Annotated in this window: 15 protein-coding genes; 10 read left to right on the top strand and 5 right to left on the bottom strand. The window is 62.8% G+C overall.

What is annotated here, in order from left to right:
* The first annotated feature begins 93 nt into the window (after positions 1–93).
* The 3 genes from K9B37_RS06615 to K9B37_RS06605 all read left to right on the top strand — a co-directional run bounded on the left by K9B37_RS06615 (position 94) and on the right by K9B37_RS06605 (position 4756).
* Positions 94–1758: an electron transfer flavoprotein-ubiquinone oxidoreductase gene (locus K9B37_RS06615; protein WP_224312287.1), complete on the top strand. Its 1665-nt coding sequence runs from the start codon at positions 94–96 to the stop codon at positions 1756–1758.
* A gap of 195 nt (positions 1759–1953) precedes the next feature.
* Positions 1954–3762, top strand: a complete 1809-nt coding sequence (locus K9B37_RS06610) for a tetratricopeptide repeat protein (RefSeq protein ID WP_439651692.1) — start codon at positions 1954–1956, stop codon at positions 3760–3762.
* 121 nt (positions 3763–3883) lie between these two features.
* Complete coding sequence (locus K9B37_RS06605; RefSeq protein ID WP_224312286.1) at positions 3884–4756, top strand: 4-(cytidine 5'-diphospho)-2-C-methyl-D-erythritol kinase; 873 nt, start codon at positions 3884–3886, stop codon at positions 4754–4756.
* A gap of 90 nt (positions 4757–4846) precedes the next feature.
* On the opposite strand, the gene K9B37_RS06600 is transcribed toward K9B37_RS06605, so the two are convergent.
* On the bottom strand, positions 4847–5656 hold the full coding sequence (locus tag K9B37_RS06600; RefSeq protein WP_224312284.1) for a MetQ/NlpA family ABC transporter substrate-binding protein: 810 nt from the start codon (positions 5654–5656) through the stop codon (positions 4847–4849).
* 340 nt (positions 5657–5996) lie between these two features.
* Positions 5997–7010, bottom strand: a complete 1014-nt coding sequence (locus K9B37_RS06595; protein ID WP_224312282.1) for a polyprenyl synthetase family protein — start codon at positions 7008–7010, stop codon at positions 5997–5999.
* Positions 7011–7120: 110 nt separating this feature from the next.
* Here K9B37_RS06595 and K9B37_RS06590 point away from each other — a divergent pair, with 110 nt between their 5' ends.
* Together K9B37_RS06590 and K9B37_RS06585 are read left to right on the top strand one after the other, a co-directional pair.
* On the top strand, positions 7121–7345 hold the full coding sequence (locus tag K9B37_RS06590; RefSeq protein ID WP_224312280.1) for a putative signal transducing protein: 225 nt from the start codon (positions 7121–7123) through the stop codon (positions 7343–7345).
* Positions 7338–8078, top strand: a complete 741-nt coding sequence (locus K9B37_RS06585; protein ID WP_224312277.1) for a tRNA1(Val) (adenine(37)-N6)-methyltransferase — start codon at positions 7338–7340, stop codon at positions 8076–8078. The genes K9B37_RS06590 and K9B37_RS06585 overlap by 8 nt, the downstream gene beginning before the upstream one ends.
* Before the next feature lie 62 nt (positions 8079–8140).
* Here K9B37_RS06585 and K9B37_RS06580 read toward each other — a convergent pair whose 3' ends face one another.
* Entirely contained in the window at positions 8141–8434 is a 294-nt protein-coding gene (locus K9B37_RS06580) for a hypothetical protein (protein WP_224312275.1), read from the bottom strand.
* 196 nt (positions 8435–8630) lie between these two features.
* On the opposite strand from K9B37_RS06580, the gene K9B37_RS06575 reads away from it, so the two are divergent.
* The 4 genes from K9B37_RS06575 to K9B37_RS06560 all read left to right on the top strand — a co-directional run bounded on the left by K9B37_RS06575 (position 8631) and on the right by K9B37_RS06560 (position 13532).
* The gene (locus K9B37_RS06575) at positions 8631–9512 is read left to right on the top strand and encodes a S49 family peptidase (protein WP_224312511.1); all 882 of its coding nucleotides are present in this window, start codon (positions 8631–8633) and stop codon (positions 9510–9512) included.
* Between the two features lie 169 nt (positions 9513–9681).
* Positions 9682–10623: a glycine--tRNA ligase subunit alpha gene (locus K9B37_RS06570; protein WP_224312273.1), complete on the top strand. Its 942-nt coding sequence runs from the start codon at positions 9682–9684 to the stop codon at positions 10621–10623.
* A gap of 44 nt (positions 10624–10667) precedes the next feature.
* Positions 10668–12782, top strand: coding sequence for a glycine--tRNA ligase subunit beta (glyS, locus tag K9B37_RS06565; protein ID WP_224312271.1), 2115 nt, complete (start codon positions 10668–10670; stop codon positions 12780–12782).
* Between the two features lie 99 nt (positions 12783–12881).
* Positions 12882–13532, top strand: coding sequence for a L,D-transpeptidase (locus tag K9B37_RS06560; RefSeq protein WP_224312270.1), 651 nt, complete (start codon positions 12882–12884; stop codon positions 13530–13532).
* Between the two features lie 129 nt (positions 13533–13661).
* On the opposite strand, the gene K9B37_RS06555 is transcribed toward K9B37_RS06560, so the two are convergent.
* Both K9B37_RS06555 and K9B37_RS06550 read right to left on the bottom strand, forming a co-directional pair.
* A complete protein-coding gene (locus tag K9B37_RS06555; protein ID WP_224312268.1) occupies positions 13662–15002 on the bottom strand; it encodes a calcium-binding protein in 1341 nt (446 codons plus the stop codon).
* A gap of 11 nt (positions 15003–15013) precedes the next feature.
* A complete protein-coding gene (locus tag K9B37_RS06550) occupies positions 15014–15673 on the bottom strand; it encodes a hypothetical protein (protein WP_224312266.1) in 660 nt (219 codons plus the stop codon).
* Between the two features lie 206 nt (positions 15674–15879).
* Here K9B37_RS06550 and ppdK point away from each other — a divergent pair, with 206 nt between their 5' ends.
* Complete coding sequence (ppdK, locus tag K9B37_RS06545; protein WP_224312510.1) at positions 15880–18558, top strand: pyruvate, phosphate dikinase; 2679 nt, start codon at positions 15880–15882, stop codon at positions 18556–18558.

The raw sequence follows: 18558 nt of genomic DNA, 5'->3' as shown, positions 1-18558 counted from the left end.
TAGGAAGCCAGTAGCAGGTGACGGCTTGAGAAAGCCTGCATACTGTTCATATCTAAACTATATCGGTGCAAAACCGAGCCCAGGAGGATGTCGATGGCCGATCTGCCCGCCCGTGAGTCGATGGATTTTGACGTCGTGATCGTGGGCGCGGGCCCAGCGGGTCTGGCGGCGGCCATCCGGCTCAAGCAGGAGGCCGCCGAGAAGGGTACGGACGTCTCGGTCGTTGTGGTCGAAAAGGGCTCGGAGGTCGGCGCCCACATCCTCTCCGGCGCGGTGATCGATCCGATCGGCCTCGATGCATTGCTCCCCGAATGGCGCACCGATCCGGACCGTCCGCTCAAGACGGAAGTCACTGCCGACGAATTCCTGTATCTGGGACATGCCGGCGGCGTGCGGCTGCCCAACATGTTCATGCCCAAGCTCATGAACAATCACGGCAATTTCGTCGGCTCGCTGGGCAACGTCGCCCGCTATCTCGGCCGCAAGGCGGAGGAGCTCGGCGTCGAGATCTATCCCGGCTTTCCGGCGGCCGAAGTCCTGATCGAGGACGGCAAGGCGGTTGGTGTCGCCACTGGTGATATGGGCATCGACCGCAACGGCGAACCCAACGCCAACTTCACCCGCGGCATGGAGCTGCGCGCCAAGTACACGATCTTCGCCGAAGGAGCGCGTGGTTCGCTCACCAAGCAGATGGTCGACCGCTACGGTCTCAACCGGGGCCGCGACCATCAGAAGTACGGTATCGGCATCAAGGAGCTTTGGCAGGTCAAGCCTGAGAAATTCCAGTCGGGCCTCGTGCGCCATTCCATGGGCTGGCCGTTGCCCAATAATGCGGGCGGCGGCTCCTGGCTTTATCATTTCGACGACAATCTCGTGTCGGTCGGCTTCGTGGTGCACCTCAACTACAAGAACCCGACCCTGTCGCCATTCGACGAGTTCCAGCGCTTCAAGACCCACCCCATGGTCCGGGAGGTCTTCGAAGGCGCAAAGCGCATTGGCTATGGCGCCCGGGCGATCATGGAGGGCGGCTGGCAGTCGGTGCCGCGCCTGTCCTTCCCCGGCGGCTGCCTGGTCGGCGATTCCGCTGGCTTCGTGAACGTGCCGCGCATCAAGGGCAGCCACAACGCCATCCTGTCCGGCATGCTCTGCGCTGATCATGTCCTCTCAGCTCTACAGGCGGGGCGGGCCCATGACGAAGTCGCATCCTACGAGGAGGCATGGCGGGCCTCGCCGATCGGCCGCGATCTCAAGCGGGTGCGCAACGTGAAGCCTCTCTGGTCGCGCTACGGCACCCTGGCCGGCGTGACGCTCGGCGGCCTCGATATGTGGATCATGGAGATCTTCGGCCGCTCGCCCTTCGGCACCATGAAACACGGCAAGCCCGATTACGAGAGTCTGCTGCCGCTCAACCAGGTCAAGCCGATCACCTACGACAAGCCGGACGGGGTGCTGACCTTCGACAAATTGTCCTCGGTGTTCCTGTCGAACACCAACCACGCGGAGGATCAGCCGGTCCATCTCCAGGTGAAGGACATGGGGCTGCAGAAGGGCTCGGAGCACGATGTCTATGGCGGGCCCTCGCAACGCTATTGCCCCGCCGGCGTCTATGAATGGGTCGAAGGCGAGGGCGGGGTCCGCTACCAGATCAATGCGCAGAACTGCGTCCACTGCAAAACCTGCGACATCAAGGACCCGAACCAGAACATCAACTGGGTCACCCCGGAAGGCGGTGGCGGCCCCAATTATGTCAATATGTGAGACGTGAAGTGCTTCTTCCCAGCTCCCCATCGGGGAAGGGTGAAGGCTTCAGCCTCATTTTTAATCTTCACGAGGCCTTGACCAGCGGCAATGTTCCCCTTGCCGCTGGCGCTGGGAGACGCCATTCTCCGGCCTGATTTGGCGCACATCTGTCCGAGGATTTCCCCGGACGCGCGATGATTGGAGCAGCACTGAGTGCCAACCTTTAATATGTTCCCGGCCCGCAAAGGCCTGCCTGCACTTGTGTTTGCGGCTGCCACTCTGCTGACGGCGCCCGCCTTTGCGGTCAATACGGATCCGAACGAGACCCTGAAACCGGCACAAAGTCTCGAGGGCAACTTTCTGGCCGCCTACGTCGCCGGATCGGCCCATGATACCGCTGCCGCGACGACGTTCTTTCGCGAGGCCATCCAGGAGGATCCGCGCAATCAGGAGCTCGTCGAGCGCGCCTTCGTGGCCTTTCTAGCGAACGGTTCCATGGGCGAGGCCTATCGCACGGCCGAGCAGCTGACGTCCCGGGACCAGTCGAACAATCTCGCGCGCTTCGCGCTCGCCGTTCAGTCGCTCAAAGCCAAGAAATATGGCGATGCCCGTGCCAAGCTCAACGTCAAGGGCCGTCCGGCGGACCTGACGGGCACGCTCCTCACCGCCTGGGCCTATGCTGGCGCCAAGGATGGCAAGCAGGCCCTGGCGACCGTAGACAAGCTCAAGAGCGAGCGGGCGTTCAATCAGTTTCGCGAATACCACGCCGCCCTGATCGCCGATGTGACCGGCAATTCGGCCGAAGCGGAGAAGCGCTTCAAGGCCGCCTATGAGGGCGAGCGCAACACGCTTCAGGTCGTCGATGCCTATGCCCGCTTCCTCGCCAAGCGCGGCCGTCGTGACGAGGCGCTGGCCCTCTACAAGAGCTTTGACGACGTCGTTCCACGCCATCCGGCAGTGCGCGCCGCCATGGCCACGCTGAAGGACGGCAAGCCGCTGGGCCCGACCGTCACCACGGCGCAGGAAGGCGCGGCTGAGCTCCTCTATGGCCTCGGCGTCGTCGGCAACAGCCAAGGCGACGAGCTGACCGCCATCATCTATCTGCGTCTCGGTCTCGATCTCGATCCGAAGCACGCCCTCGCGCTCGTCACCCTAGGCGATGTCTACGAGCGCCTGAAGCAATACGATCAGGCCAACGAGATCTTCACGCGCGTTCCGAAGGATGCCCCCGTCCGCACCGGGGCCGATATCGCAATCGGTCAGAATTATGAGCTTCTCGGCCGCAGCGCCGAGGCGGAGAGCTATCTCAAAGCTCTCATGGAGAAGCATCCGGACGACGTCGAGGTGGTGATGGCCCTCGGCAACGTGCAGCGCTCGCGCAAGCAGTTCGCCGAAGCTGCAGATGCCTACGACAAGGCGATCAAGCTCATCGGGGCGCCCGAGCGCAGCCACTGGATCCTGTTCTTCTACCGTGGCACTTCCTACGAGCGCGCCAAGCAGTGGGACAAGGCAGAGGCCGACCTGAAGAAGTCCCTGGACCTCGTCCCGGAAACTCTGCCGGCAGGCAAAGCGCAGGTTCTCAACTACCTGGCCTATTCCTGGGTCGATCGGAACGAGAATATCGATGAGGCCTTCAAGATGCTGACCCGGGCGGTGGAGCTTGCTCCCCGCGACGGCATGATCATCGACAGCCTCGGCTGGGCCTATTACCGCATGGGCCGCTACGACGACGCCGTGCGCGAGCTGGAGAAGGCCGTCGAGCTCAAGGCGGGCGATCCGGTCATCAACGACCATTTGGGAGATGCCTACTGGAAGACGGGCCGCAAGCTCGAGGCCAAGTTCCAGTGGAATCATGCCAAGGATTCGAACCCCGAGCAGGAGGATCTCGTGAAGATCCTCAAGAAGATCGACAATGGGCTCGATGAGGCGGACGCCACCCCGTCGCCGGCTGCCACGACGCCTGCCGCTCCCGCTGCCGAGACCACTCCGCAGGCAGCGCCGCCGACCGCAGGAGGCGGCTAGGTCTTCCCACACGAGAGATGATGGCCGGGCATGTCCCGGCCATTTTATTGTCCGCGCCACGATGCCGGAGCGGGCGAAGTCGCCTCTTTCCAACGGGCGCTCGCTCGGGCATGGAACTGCCATGCCTCAGCGCCTCGCGACCCATGCTCCTGCCAAGATCAATCTCACGCTCCACGTTCTGGGGCGTCGCGCTGACGGCTATCATGCGCTCGAAAGCCTCGTCGCCTTTGCAGAAACGGGCGACGACCTGAGTCTCGAACCGGGCGATCGCCTCGGCTTTGAGATCAGTGGGCCCACCGCTGCACTTTCCGGTGATGTTGCCGACAATCTCGTCCTGAAGGCGGCCCGCCTCCTGGCCGAACGCGTCGCGGGTCTGCGCCTTGGGACCTTTCGGCTGACGAAGCGGCTTCCCGTCGCCGCGGGCATCGGCGGAGGCTCCTCCGACGCAGCCGCCGCCTTGCGTCTTCTCGCACAGCTCAACGATCTGCCCTTGTCGCATCCGGCCATCCGGGAGGTTGCTCGTCTGACCGGTGCCGATGTGTCCGTCTGTCTTGAACCGCAGGCGCGAATGATGTCCGGAGCGGGCGAGGAGCTTGGGCCGCCTTTGCACCTGCCGCAGCTTTTCGCCGTGCTGATCAATCCACGTGTCCCAGTGGAGACTCCGGCCGTGTTCCAGGCGCTCGGGCTGCAGCTCGGACAGACTTTGGAAGGTCCACCACATCCGAATGTGAGTCCTGTTTCCAGCGAGGCGCTGTTTGAACAGCTGCGCGCGGCCCGGAACGATCTGGAGCGGCCCGCCCGCAGCCTTCAGCCGCTGATCGGGGAGGCTTTGAGCCTGCTCGCCGCGACGACGGGTTGCCGCCTCGCCCGGATGTCCGGCTCGGGTGCGACCGTCTTCGCGCTCTACGACGATCCTCCAGCCGCGGAGCGAGCCGCAGCCCACATCAGGCTGGAACGGCCGGATTGGTGGGTCGAGGCAACGCGCCTGACCTGAGCCTCGGGAGGTCCGGTCAAGAAGGGGGCAACCCGCAGCAGAACGGCCGGGACGAGCCCGGCCGCATGTCGATCTGCGTGAGATGGCCGCTTACCACGCGGGGATGATCGCGCCCTTGAAGCGGGTGTCGAGGAAGGCGGCGACGTCCGGCGACTGGTAGGAGGCCACGAAGGTCTTGATTTCGGCGCGATTCTCCTCGCCCTGCCGGGCCGCGACGAAGTTCGCGTAAGGATTGCCTTCCCGCACTTCCACGGCGATCGTGTCCTTGCGGATGTCGAGGCCGCCGTTCAAGGCGTGATCGGTATTGATCACCGCGGCATCGAGGTCGGGCAGGGCGCGGGGCAGCTGCGCCGCATCGAGCTCGGAAATGACGATGCCCTTCGGGTTTTCGGCGATGTCGAGGAGCGATGGCGACAGGCCCTTGCCGTCCTTCAGCTTGATCAGGCCTTGCGCGGCCAGAAGGTTGAGTGCACGACCGCCGTTGCTGGGGTCGTTCGGGATGCCGATCTTTGCCCCTTTCTGGAGATCAGCCACGGATTTCACTTTCTTCGAATAGAGTCCTATCGGCTGTACGAAGGTGAAGCCCACAGGCACGATCTTGTAGCCGCGTGCGGCGATCTGCGCGTCGAGATAGGGCTTGTGCTGGAAGGCGTTGGCGTCGAGATCGCCGCGGGCCAGCGCCTCGTTGACGAGGGCATAGTCCGAGAACGGCACGAGCTGGACGTTCAGTCCCTTGGTAGCAGCGACCTTCTTGACGACCTGGGCCACTTCCTCCTCAGCGCCGGACATGACGCCGACCTTGATGGTCTGGTCCGCGGCAACAGCAGGCAGCGCCAGGGAGAGGGCGGCGCCAAGCGCGAGGGTGGCGGAGAGAAGGGTGCGGCGGGTGAATACGGACATGGGGATACCTTTCGGGCAGAATGCAACCGGGCTTCAGCACGAAGCCGGACATGTGGTTCGGGTTTGAGAAGATCAGGTGGTGAAGCGACAACACCGCTCAGCCTGTGGAGGCTGCTGATTCGGCATGAGTGTCATGGTGGTGATACGCCGCGTCATAGCCCGATCTCGTGAACCACGAGGCGGAGGCCGCTCGTGGCGCTTTAGCCTTTGGTCACGCGGGGCAAGCTGCTCGTCTCAAATCACCGCGGCTTCCGCTGGGCCGAAGCCCTGCGGAAGCGGGATCAATATCCGGCCAAATGGACGGTTTGTCAATCATTCTGTTCTGTAAAAAGAACGGCGCTTAGTGCGCACGTGCTATGCAGAAATCGACGGTCTCAAGCAGCGCCTGTCTCATCGGCCCATTGGGGAAAAGTTCGAGGGCATCGCGCGCCATGGCGCCATAATGGCGTGCACGCTCGATGGTGTCCTCAAGGGCCCGATGGCGGCGCATGATGGCGATGGCCTGTTCGAGATCCTCGGTCTCGCCCCGCTCCAATGCACGCCGCCAGAAGGCGCGCTCTTCATCCGTGCCGCGCCGGAAGGACAGGACGACGGGGAGGGTAATCTTCCCCTCCCGAAAATCGTCGCCGATGTTCTTGCCGAGGGTCGCGGCTTTGCCCCCGTAATCGAGTGCGTCGTCCACGAGTTGGAAGGCGATGCCGAGATTCATTCCATAGGAGCGGCAGGCGGCCTGCTCCGCCTTGGAGCGGTTGGCAATCACCGGGCCGACCTCGCAGGCTGCCGCAAAGAGTTCGGCGGTCTTGCCGCGAATCACGGCCAGGTACTCGTCTTCCGTCGTCTCGGTGTTCTTGGCGGCTGCGAGTTGCATCACCTCGCCCTCCGCGATCACCGTCGCCGCGGCGGACAGGATATCGAGGGCGCGCAGCGATCCGACTTCCACCATCATGCGGAAAGCCTGGCCGAGCAGGAAATCGCCTACGAGGACGCTGGCCTCGTTGCCCCATTTGATGCGCGCCGCGATTTTGCCCCGACGCATATCGCTCTCGTCCACCACATCGTCGTGGAGAAGGGTGGCCGTGTGCATGAACTCGACGCTGGCCGCGAGTTTGACGTGGCCGTCGCCCTCGTAACCTGCGAGACCGGCGGTCGCGAGCGTCAGCATGGGGCGCAGGCGCTTGCCGCCCGAAGAGATGAGGTGGGTGGCCACCTCCGGGATCATGGTGACTTCCGAGCCGGTGCGCGACAGGATCATCGCATTGACCCGCTCCATGTCCGAGGACACAAGAGAGACGAGCTTCTCGATGCTCGCATTCCTCTCAGGATGCTTGTCTTCGAAGGGTACGACGACGCCCACGCTCCAAACCCGGGTTGCCGGCCTGATCAGCCGGTAGGAATATCAAGACACCGTGGCATGGTGGATCTCATGCTGCAATGCAACGTTTGCCGCAGGAGGGCCCGGCGCCGATGGTCGAAATCGTCAGAACCAGCGATCTCGTTCTGGTCGGCTTCCTACAATCGTTGTTGGAAAACGCCAATATCCCGGTTCTGGTCGCAGATGCCCATATGAGCGCCCTGGAGGGCATGACAGGCGCATTTCCCAGGAGAATCCTGGTTCCTGAGGATCACGAGGCGCAGGCGCGCCGGCTTATCCGGGAAGCCGGTCTCGATGCCGAGTTGCGTCATGGATGACGTTACGACCGATTCGCTTCTCGACGGGCGAGTATCCTTGTTGCAGCCACGAAAGGGGCATCGGGCCGGTTCCGATGCCGTGCTGCTTGCAGCGTCCGCCCCGGTTCGGCCCCGAGATGTCGTGATCGACGTGGGAGCTTCGACCGGTGCCGTCGGCCTCATGGCGGCGGCCCGTGCGAAGGAGGCGCGGTTCGTTTTCGTCGAGCGCGATCGCGATCTGGCGGAGCTCTGCCGCCTCAATTGCCGCGCCAATGGGATCTCCGGCGAGGTAGTCGTCACGGACGTTCTCGACCCCGCAGCCCGTCTCGCTGCCGGGCTGCAGCCTGAGTCTGCCGATCTCGTGCTCACCAATCCTCCCTTTCTGGAGGAGGGGCGGGCGAGGCTATCTCCTGACCGGGGAAGGGCGGCCGCCCACGCACTGCCCTCCGGGGGCCTCGAGGCGTGGGTCCGGGCCTGCGTCAGCCTGCTCAAGCCGAAAGGGAGACTGGTCCTGATCCATAGGGCCGACCGATTGGCGGATTGTCTGGGCGCTGCTGGCGGAAGGCTCGGTGGCCTCTCGCTTCGTTTCATCCATCCTGCCGAGGGCGAACCGGCGATCAGGCTTCTCCTGTCGGGCACGAAGGGCAGCCGGGCGCCCCTGACGATCCTACCTCCGCTCATCCTCCACGGCCCGGATGGGCGTTTCACGCCGCGGGCTGCCGCCATCCATCGCGGTGAAGCGTGGCTCTCGTGACTTCACACTTCCAAAGAAAAAGGGCGCCGCAAGGCGCCCTGCTTGATTGATGGTTGCCGAACTTAGCGGCAGATGCGAACCGGACGCGAGACCCAGCGATAGCCGTTCCAGACTCGCTCCGGCCGGACCCAGCAGCGCGCCGCAGGACGATACGGGCGGCCATAATAGCCGTAGCGGGGCGGCGGACGATGCCAGCGACGATAGTAGCCGGGAGGCGGCCCATAATACTGTACGGTCTCGACGGCAGGCCCGCCATGGTAGCCCGGATGGAAGGGCTGAGCGGAGGCTGGCTGGGCGGCGAATGCACCGAATCCCAGGGCTGCCACGCCGAAAAGGCCGTAAAGAAACTGACGCATCTGAATCTCCTTGCTCGGGCGCTTTGTCCGTCCGTTACAGGGTATCGAACGGGGCTGTTCTAAGACCTAATGCTTAAGGGTCCCTAACTGAACGAAGGCCGACAGGTTCCCTAAAGGAACGTTCATCTTGGCCATTCTGCTGTTGTCCTCGATCCGCCCGCTGGCGCAACGTTGTCGCCTGCACTACATGCACGTCATGACCCAAGCTTCGTTGATCTCGCGTCTTCCCGAGCGTCTACAATTCCTTGTTCCGGCCCGGTTCCGGGTCCGCCATCCGTTGGTGCCGGTGGTGCGCCTGTCGGGTGCGATCGGTGCGATGATGCCCCTCCGACCGGGCCTGTCGATTGCAGGATTGGCGCCCGTGCTGGAGCGCGCGTTTTCGGTGTCGGGCGCCAAGGCGGTGGCGATCGTCGTGAATTCTCCCGGCGGCTCGCCGGCGCAGTCGCACCTGATCTTCCGGCGTATCCGCGCCCTCGCCGAGGAAAAGAAACTGCCGGTCTTCGCTTTCGTGGAGGATGCGGCAGCGTCCGGCGGCTACATGATCGCCTGCGCGGCGGACGAGATCTATGCCGATCCGTCCTCGGTTCTCGGGTCCATCGGAGTGGTTTCCGCCGGCTTCGGTTTCGACCGGCTGATCGAGCGCTTCGGGATCGAGCGGCGCGTCTATACCGCCGGCGAGAAGAAGGCGATGCTCGACCCCTTCCAGCCTGAGGACCCGCGGGACGTGGAGCGCCTCAAGGAGCTTCAGAAAGAGATTCACGAGGTCTTCGTGGGTCTCGTCCGCTCCCGTCGCGGCGCCAAGCTGGACGAGACGAACAGCGACCTGTTCTCGGGGGCCTTCTGGGTCGGGCAGCATGCCGTTCGCCTCGGCCTCGCGGACGGCGTCGGCGACATCCGCACGGTGATGCGCGAGCGCTTCGGCGAGAAAGTGCAACTGCGCATGATCGAGCCGCCGCGTCAGCCTCTTCTCAGCCGTCTTCTCGGCCGCCGGGCGCTTGGAGAGACAGGCCTCGTGGATCCCGACGCGGTGCTGGGAGCCCTCGAAGAGCGTGCTTCTTGGGCGCGATTGGGGCTATAGGGTCTCATCGCGCCGCTCACGCTAGGGCACATTTCCCCTCGAACCATCATCTGTGCCCGCGGCGCGACTCTCCCTCGGGAAGGGGAGAGGTGAGGTACCCCAAACCCTTGACTTGAGCCGCCCTGCATCCCAAGGGTTCGGCACACCATCCATAAGACCGGACGCCGACATGACCAGCGATGATGCGCTTTTGAATCCTGCGCGGTCCTTCCAGGGGCTGATCCTGACGCTCCAGCGCTACTGGGCGAGCCAGGGTTGCGTCATCCTCCAGCCTTACGACATGGAGATGGGCGCCGGCACGTTCCATCCGGCGACGACCCTGCGGGCGCTCGGTCCGAGACCCTGGCGCGCGGCCTATGTGCAGCCCTCGCGCCGTCCCAAGGACGGGCGCTACGGCGAGAACCCCAACCGTCTCCAGCACTATTATCAGTTCCAAGTGATCCTGAAGCCGAACCCGCCGGATATTCAGGATCTCTACGTGAAGTCGCTGCAGGCCATCGGCATCGATACCGCTGTTCACGACATCCGCTTCGTCGAGGACGACTGGGAGAGCCCGACCCTCGGGGCCTGGGGCCTCGGCTGGGAATGCTGGTGCGACGGCATGGAAGTGTCGCAGTTCACTTACTTTCAGCAGGTAGCCGGTTTCGAGGTCGCTCCGGTCGCCGGTGAGCTCACTTACGGACTCGAACGCCTCGCCATGTATCTCCAGGGCGTCGAGTCGATTTACGACCTGAACTTCAACGGCCTCGAAGGCGACCAGAAGGTTACCTATGGGGATATCTTCAAGCAGGCTGAGCAGGAATATTCCCGGCACAATTTCGAATATGCCGATACGGAGATGCTCTTCCGCCATTTCCGCGATGCGGAGGCCGCTTGCCGCAAGTACTTGACCGAGGGTGAACCGAAGCCGGGGGCCAATGATCAGCGCCACCTCATGGCCCAGCCCGCCTACGATCAGGCGATCAAAGCCAGCCACATCTTCAACCTGCTCGATGCACGCGGCGTCATCTCCGTCACGGAGCGCCAGAGCTACATCCTACGCGTGCGCGAACTCGCAAAAGCCTGCGGCGCCGCATGGCTGAAGACCGAGGGCGGAGGCGTGGAGGCCTGACGCCGCCACCCTTACCCTTCTCCCTTTGATGGACGCCCCCGACAATGCCTGATCTTCTCCTCGAACTCTTCTCCGAAGAAATTCCCGCCCGGATGCAGCGGCGTGCCGCTGAGGATCTGAAGAAGCTCATGACCGACGCGTTCGTGGAGCGCGGCTTCCTCTATGAGGGCGCGAAGGCCTTCGCGACGCCGCGGCGTCTTGCGCTCAACATCGTCGGCTTGCCGGTCAAGGGGCAGGACGTGCGCGAGGAGCGTAAAGGCCCACGTGTCGGCGCGCCCGAGGCTGCCGTCCAGGGCTTTCTGAAAAGCGCGGGGCTGACCTCCCTCGATCAGGCGAAGATCGAGAAAGATCCGAAGAAGGGCGAATTCTACGTGGCGCTGATCGAGCGGCCGGGACGCCCGACCGAGGAGGTTTTGGCGGAGATCATTCCGCAGATCATCAAGACCTTCCCCTGGCCGAAATCCATGCGCTCAGGCGCCGCCTCCCGGGAGCCTGGTTCGTTGCGCTGGGTTCGGCCGCTGCAATCCATCGTCTGCACCTTCGGCCCGGAAACCGAAGATCCGGTCATCGTGCCGGTTCAGGTGGATGGCATCGCGGCCAGCGATGTGACTTATGGTCATCGCTTCATGGCGCCAGGTCCGATCAAGGTGCGCCGGTTCGACGATTATGCGCCGGCGCTCGAACGAGCCAAGGTCGTGCTCGATGCGGACCGCCGCAAGGACATCATCCTGCACGATGCACGCGATCTGGCCTTCGCCCAAGGCCTCGAACTCGTCGAGGACGAGGGACTGCTGGAAGAGGTCGCCGGCCTCGTGGAATGGCCGGTGGTGCTGATGGGTTCCTTCGAGGAAAGCTTCCTGTCCATACCGCAGGAAGTGATCCGCGCCACGATCCGCGCCAACCAGAAATGCTTCGTGCTGCGCGACCCGAAGACCGGTGGGCTCGCCAACAAATTTCTTCTCACGTCCAACCTCGTGGCGAAGGATGGTGGCAAGACGATCGTCGGCGGCAATGAGCGCGTGGTGCGCGCACGCTTGTCGGACGCGAAGTTCTTCTGGGAAACCGACCAGAAGGTGAAGCTCGAAGACCGGCTCGAGAAGCTCAAGACCATCGTGTTCCACGAGAAGCTCGGCACGCAGTACGAGCGCGTGGAGCGGATCGAAGCTCTTGTCGACGATCTCAAAGCCATTGACGCCACCGGGCAGGCTAAGCGCGCAGCGCGTCTCGCGAAGGCCGATCTCGTAACGGAAATGGTCGGCGAGTTTCCCGAGCTACAGGGGCTGATGGGTCGCTACTATGCGATCATCCAGGGCGAGACGGAGAGTGTTGCGGGGGCGATCGAGGGCCACTACAAGCCGCTCGGTCCTTCCGACCGCGTCCCGACCGATCCGGTTTCCGTCGCGGTGGCGCTCGCAGACAAGGTCGACACGCTGGTCGGCTTCTGGGCCATCGACGAAAAGCCGACGGGATCAAAGGATCCTTACGCGCTGCGCCGTGCTGCGCTCGGCATCATCCGCTTGATCGTTGAGAACGAGCTACAGTTGAATTTATTGGATCTGTTCAACGGTGGGCTGCAGCTTTATCGCAATCAGAGAGGGCAGGACTTCGGTGCTACCTTTGATGCGAACGATCTGCTTTCCTTCTTCGCCGATCGCCTGAAGGTCTATCTGCGTGATCAAGGTGCGCGTCACGATCTCATCGATGCTGTGTTTGCTCTCGAAGGACAGGACGATCTGCTCATGATCGTTCGTCGCGTCGAAGCGCTTGGGCGCTTCCTCGACACGGAAGACGGCGCCAATCTTCTCGCGGGCTTCCGGCGTGCGGCGAACATTCTCCGCATCGAGGAAAAGAAGGATGGTCGCAATTACGACGCGACTCCGAATCACGCGCTTATCGAGCGGCGCGGACAGCCGGAGGAAAAGGTTCTTCTGCACGTCCTGGAGGACGCATCGTCGCAGGCTCGCGAATATGTGAAGCGTGAGGATTTCGAAGGCGCAATGCGCGCTCTTGCAGCACTTCGCCCAGCTGTCGACGCCTTTTTCGACAAAGTGACAGTGAATGCGGAGGATGTGGAGCTTCGCGAGAACCGTTTGCTCCTCCTGAATGCCATTCGCCAGGCGACGCGCACGGTTGCAAATTTCTCATACATAGAGGGGTGAGAACGCATTCTGAAGTCGTTGTTGCAGCGGGGACACAGTATTGCAGGCCGCTTCGCGTTACGCAGTCGGCAACTCCGTTTCTCTGCTCATGAAAAACCGATGATGTTTCGTCGACTTCTGCTTGGCGCTCTGATGAGTGCATCTCTCGCCGCGTGCCAAAGCGTTCAGACACCTCCGCAGGTTGCTGCCGAGGTGGATCCCTATGCGGGCTGGTATGTGGGCGTTGCGCCCGATAAGCCATTCGATGTTCCTCTCGTCGATCGCACCAAGATGGATGCGAAGTACGCCCGCCAGACGGTAGAGTACAAAGGATCCGAGAGGCCCGGCAGCATCGTGGTCGATATCGACGACCGCATGCTTTATCTCGTACAGCCCGACAACAAGGCGATCCGTTACGGCGTCGGCGTCGGCAAGCAGGGCTTCTCCTGGAAGGGGGTAGCTTCGGTCGGGCGCAAAGGCGTGTGGCCTGCCTGGTCGCCGACCAAGACCATGGTCAGCATCAAGCCGGATCTGCCGCGTTTCCGCGAAGCCGGTCTCGACAATCCGCTCGGCGCCCGCGCGCTCTATCTCTATCAGGACGGCCGCGACATCCTGTTCCGCATCCATGGCACGAACGAGCCCTGGAGCATCGGCGAGCAGCTCTCGTCCGGCTGCGTGCGCATGCTCAACGAGGACATCGTCGACCTCTACGAGCGCGTTCCTGTCGGCTCCACGGTTTATGTCAAGCGCAACGGCCGCTATCGCGTCTGATGCTTCACACGATGTGAATTAAAAACGCCGGAGTCACTCGCTCCGGCGTTTTCTTTTTGCTGACTTGATAGCGGTTGTCCCTCTCCCGGGTGGGACGATCGCTTCGAAGGTTTCAGGATGGGTGCGCGCTCAGATGACCATGAAGTCGAGATAGGTCATCTTGAGGCCCTTCTTGAGGATGGTGATCTCGACGGCCGTGCCCTTGCCCGAGCCATCGGCGTCGTATGACAGAACGCCCTTCTTGGTGTCGTAGATCAGGTAATCGTTCTTGTCCTTGGCGTGATCGCCAATGGTGAAGAACGCCTTGTTGAGCTTGCCGGGCTTGGCTTCGCTGCCCTTGCCGAGCTTCTTGAACACGGCGTTGTCGAGCCAGAGCGTGTCGTCCTTGACATTGAAGTCGACGATCTTGTCCAGGTTGGTCTTTTTGTTCAGGGCCGTGTCGAACACGAACACGTCCTTGCCGGCACCACCGGTGAGAATGTCCTTGCCCGCTTTGCCGTAGAGTCTGTCGTCACCGTCAGAGCCCGTCAGGCGATCGGCGCGGGAGGTTCCGCGCAGAACCATGGATATAGGTTGCTGAGGGGCTGAGGTAACGGGCGAGGTCGTAGGGGACTTGAGACTGGCGAGATCCACCGTCGCATCGTCGAAACGCGCAAATTCGACATTGTGGAGCGTGTCCGTGCCGTTGCCGTTCAGGATCATATCCGTCACGGTGAACGTTCCGTCTGCGTTGGCGACGATGACATAACTGCTCCGCGTCCCCGCAAAGACAGCCGTGTCATTTCCTGTGCCGCCATCCAGGACGTCGTTGCCTGCGCCGCCGTTCAGGCTGTCGTTGCCCGCATTGCCGGACAACAGATCCGCGCCGCCGCCCCCGATCAGGACATTGGCCGCCGCGTTGCCGGTGAGCCTGTCTCCGGCGGCTCCGCCGATCAGGTTCTCGATCCCGCTCAAGGCATCGTTGCCCATTCCCGTGTCCTGCACGGTCTCGAGCCTGAGATCCACCGTCACGACGATGCCGCTGCTATAGTCGGCGGTGTCGATGCCGTCGCCGCCGTCCAGCATGTCATTGCCGTCGCCGCCGATGAGCGTATCGTTTCCGCCCGCGCCGCTCAGGCTGTCGGCTCCGCCAAGGCCTTTCAGGACATTGTCGCCGTCGCTGCCGGTGATCGTATCGTTGCCGACTGCCCCGGTGACGTTCTCGAAGTTCAGAAAGGTGTCGGTGCCCCAGACGCTGGTCTGCTCCGTGGTGATCCGGAGATCCACTTTCACCGGCAGGGTGGTATCCTGGGAGAGCTCGTAGCTTAGCGTGTCGATCCCGTCTCCCGCGTCGATCGTGTCGTTGCCGAACCAGTCCGTGAAGGTCTCGCTGCCGTCGCCGCCGAAGGCCTTGTCGTTCCCGTCGCCGAGTAAGATCGTGCCGGAAACGGTTCCTCCCCGATTGTCGAAGACATCGTCACCGCCGCGCATGTCGACGCTGCTCAGGATCGTACCGTGATTGATGAATTCATTCGCGCTGGCGCTGCCCCTAAACGCAAGGACACTTGCGGTGATTGTCCCCGTATTGGTGGTCGTCGAGAGCCCTGTGGCGTTGTAGAGCCAGATCCCGACTTGTCCGGCATGGATGATGCCTCCATTCGTGATCGTGTTGGCGTTCCCCCCCTCACGACGATGCCATTCGTCGCAGCATCGATCATCCCGCCGTTGTCGATAATCGTGTTGTCGCCAAAGGCCTGAATTCCAACATCTGCAGCGATGGAGCCGTCATTGATCGCGATGCTCTCGCCGGCGCCGAGGCTGATGCCGACCTGATGAGCCGTGATCTCGCCGTAATTGATCACCGTCGCCTGCTTCTGGAGAGCGATGCCGTACCCCATCGTGGCATTGATGGAGCCCTGCTTGTAGATGGTGACGTTGTAGCCTGGGCGCGTAGACGTCGGATCGTAGATTCCGCCGCCAGCGGTCAGGGTGCCGTAAACCGAAATGGTCCCGCCCGCTCCGGCAGTGGCATCGATGGCAAAGCCTGTGCTGGTGTCGGGGCCGGTGATGGTCACCCCCGCGGCGTCGGTGACTGAGCTGTAATCCGCCACCAGGGTGAAGGTCGTCGACTGATCGGCGGTGATGGTGATGGGAGATGGCACGGCGAATCCTCTGGAACCAGTGATTCCCTAATAAGGTTACAAAATTCAGGGAACTCTTGCTTTCGAGGGTGCCGTAACGCGATTGTTGCCATTGGTATCTAGGGTTCGAAGGCCGGAACCTTGGCTGTTCAGGTTGCGTTTGGGTTCGGCATGCTTCAAGCCAGCACCTGCATGACGGCAGGTCATATGAGCCAAAGGGTCGGATGATGGCGAAATGGGTCTATACCTTCGGTGACGGCAAGGCTGAGGGCGAGGCGGGGATGAAGAACCTGCTCGGGGGCAAGGGCGCCAACCTCGCCGAGATGTCCAATCTCGGATTGCCGGTCCCACCCGGTTTCACCATCACCACCGAAGTCTGCACCTATTATTACGACCACGGCAGCTCCTATCCGCCCGAGCTGAAGGGCGAGGTCGAGAAAGCGCTGGCCTATGTGGGTCGGCTCACCGGCCGTACCTTCGGCGATGCCGAGAACCCGCTTCTGGTTTCCGTGCGCTCCGGTGCCCGGGCTTCGATGCCGGGCATGATGGATACGGTGCTCAATCTCGGCCTCAACGATCTGACGGTTCAGGCCTTGGCGAAAGGCGCCGGCGATGAGCGTTTCGCCTACGATTCCTATCGTCGCTTCATCACCATGTATTCGAACGTGGTCCTAGGGGTCGAACATCATCATTTCGAGGAAGCCCTCGACGAGTACAAGGACCGTCGCGGCTATAGCCTCGATACGGATCTGACCGCCGACGACTGGAAGGCATTGATCCCGCGCTACAAGGCCATCATCGAGAAGGAGCTTGGCAAGGCGTTCCCGCAGGAGCCGGAGGAGCAGCTCTGGGGTGCCATCGGGGCGGTCTTCGGATCCTGGATGAACAACCGCGCCATCAAGTATCGCGAGCTGCACGGCATTCCGGCAAGCTGGGGCACAGCTGTCAACGTCCAGGCGATGGTATTCGGCAACATGGGCGAGACCTCCGCCACCGGCGTTGCCTTCACGCGCAATCCCTCGACCGGCGAGAAGGAGCTCTATGGCGAGTTCCTGATCAATGCGCAGGGAGAGGATGTCGTGGCGGGCATCCGCACGCCGCAGGACATCACCGAGAAGGCGCGCGTCGCATCCGGTTCGGACAAGCCCTCCATGGAGCGGGCGATGGCCGATGCCTATCACGAGCTCGTGCGCATCTACGGAATTCTCGAGAAGCACTACCGTGACATGCAGGACATGGAATTCACGGTCGAGACAGGCAAGCTCTGGATGCTCCAGACCCGCAACGGCAAGCGTACCGCGAAGGCGGCTTTGCGCATCGCGGTGGAGCTGGCATCGGAAGGTCTGATCACGCAGGAAGAGGCGATTACCCGCGTCGAGCCGGCAGCGCTCGACCAGCTGCTGCATCCCATGATCGATCCTAAGGCCGATCGCAAAATCCTTGCCACGGGCCTGCCTGCATCGCCCGGCGCTGCCTCGGGCGAAGTCGTCTTCAACTCGGAAGATGCCGAAGCCGCGAAGAAGGCTGGCCGCAAGGTCATTCTCGTACGCATCGAGACTTCGCCGGAAGACATCCACGGCATGCATGCGGCAGAAGGCATCCTCACCACCCGCGGCGGTATGACCTCTCACGCGGCGGTGGTCGCTCGCGGCATGGGCAAGCCCTGCGTCTCCGGTGCCGGCTCAATACGGGTCGATTACAACGGGCAGACCATGTCGGTTGCCGGGCAGACGCTCAAGAAAGGCGATATCCTCACCATCGACGGCGCCAATGGTCAGGTGTTGCTCGGTCAGGTGAAGATGCTGGAGCCGGAGCTCTCGGGCGAGTTCGCGACCCTGATGGGTTGGGCCGACAAGGTGCGGCAGATGAAGGTGCGCGCCAATGCAGAGACGCCTCTCGATGCTAAGACGGCGCGCAATTTTGGCGCGGAAGGCATCGGCCTGTGCCGCACGGAGCATATGTTCTTCGAAGGCGATCGCATCATTGCGGTGCGCGAGATGATCCTCGCCGACGACGAGGCGGGCCGCCGCGCGGCCCTGGCGAAGCTGCTGCCGATGCAGCGAGCCGATTTCGTCCAGCTCTTCACGATCATGAGCGGATTGCCGGTGACGATCCGCCTTCTCGATCCGCCCTTGCATGAGTTCCTGCCGCACACGGAAACGGAAATGCAGGAAGTCGCGACGGCGATGAAGGCATCCGTCGACAAGTTGAAGCGTCGCGCCGCCGAGCTGCACGAGTTCAACCCCATGCTCGGTTTCCGCGGTTGCCGTCTTGCGGTGGCCTATCCGGAAATCGCCGAGATGCAGGCTCGCGCCATCCTGGAGGCGGCGGTTGAAGCAGGGCGGGCCACGGGCAAGCCTATCGTGCCCGAGATCATGGTTCCTCTCGTCATGACAAAGGCGGAACTCGACCTCGTGAAGGCGCGCATCGTCGCGATGGCGGAGGCCGTGGCGAAGGAAACCGGTGTGAAGGTCGAGTACCAGGTCGGCACGATGATCGAGTTGCCGCGGGCGGCACTTCGCGCTAGCGAGATCGCCGAGACGGCAGAGTTCTTCTCCTTCGGCACCAACGACCTGACGCAGACGGCGCTTGGCATCTCCCGTGACGATGCGGCATCGTTCTTAGGGAGCTACACGCAGAAGGGCATCCTGCCCGCCGATCCATTCGTGACGATCGATCAGGAAGGTGTCGGCGAGCTGATCCGCATCGCTGCGGAACGTGGGCGCACGGCACGCAGAGGCATCAAGCTCGGTATCTGCGGCGAGCACGGCGGCGATCCGGCATCGATCCATTTCTGCCAGAGCGTCGGACTCGACTATGTGTCCTGCTCTCCCTATCGTGTTCCGATCGCAAGGCTCGCAGCGGCGCAGGCCGCATTGGGCGGCAAGGCGGCGAGCCAGGCCTGA

Origin of the sequence: Microvirga puerhi (genome assembly GCF_020089865.1) — a bacterium.
Classification (GTDB): Bacteria; Pseudomonadota; Alphaproteobacteria; order Rhizobiales; family Beijerinckiaceae; genus Microvirga; species Microvirga puerhi.
This window is presented reverse-complemented; position numbering and strand designations above follow the sequence as displayed.

What these genes read in the sequence shown, in the direction of transcription:
- K9B37_RS06555 (WP_224312268.1), bottom strand. Translation starts at nt 15,002, where the DNA reads ATGCGCGGCGGTGACGATGTCTTCGACAATCGGGGAGGAACCGTTTCC.
- ppdK (WP_224312510.1), top strand. Translation starts at nt 15,880, where the DNA reads ATGGCGAAATGGGTCTATACCTTCGGTGACGGCAAGGCTGAGGGCGAG.
- K9B37_RS06560 (WP_224312270.1), top strand. Translation starts at nt 12,882, where the DNA reads ATGATGTTTCGTCGACTTCTGCTTGGCGCTCTGATGAGTGCATCTCTC.
- K9B37_RS06575 (WP_224312511.1), top strand. Translation starts at nt 8,631, where the DNA reads ATGACCCAAGCTTCGTTGATCTCGCGTCTTCCCGAGCGTCTACAATTC.
- K9B37_RS06605 (WP_224312286.1), top strand. Translation starts at nt 3,884, where the DNA reads ATGCCTCAGCGCCTCGCGACCCATGCTCCTGCCAAGATCAATCTCACG.
- K9B37_RS06570 (WP_224312273.1), top strand. Translation starts at nt 9,682, where the DNA reads ATGACCAGCGATGATGCGCTTTTGAATCCTGCGCGGTCCTTCCAGGGG.
- K9B37_RS06615 (WP_224312287.1), top strand. Translation starts at nt 94, where the DNA reads ATGGCCGATCTGCCCGCCCGTGAGTCGATGGATTTTGACGTCGTGATC.
- K9B37_RS06580 (WP_224312275.1), bottom strand. Translation starts at nt 8,434, where the DNA reads ATGCGTCAGTTTCTTTACGGCCTTTTCGGCGTGGCAGCCCTGGGATTC.
- K9B37_RS06585 (WP_224312277.1), top strand. Translation starts at nt 7,338, where the DNA reads ATGGATGACGTTACGACCGATTCGCTTCTCGACGGGCGAGTATCCTTG.
- K9B37_RS06590 (WP_224312280.1), top strand. Translation starts at nt 7,121, where the DNA reads ATGGTCGAAATCGTCAGAACCAGCGATCTCGTTCTGGTCGGCTTCCTA.
- K9B37_RS06600 (WP_224312284.1), bottom strand. Translation starts at nt 5,656, where the DNA reads ATGTCCGTATTCACCCGCCGCACCCTTCTCTCCGCCACCCTCGCGCTT.
- glyS (WP_224312271.1), top strand. Translation starts at nt 10,668, where the DNA reads ATGCCTGATCTTCTCCTCGAACTCTTCTCCGAAGAAATTCCCGCCCGG.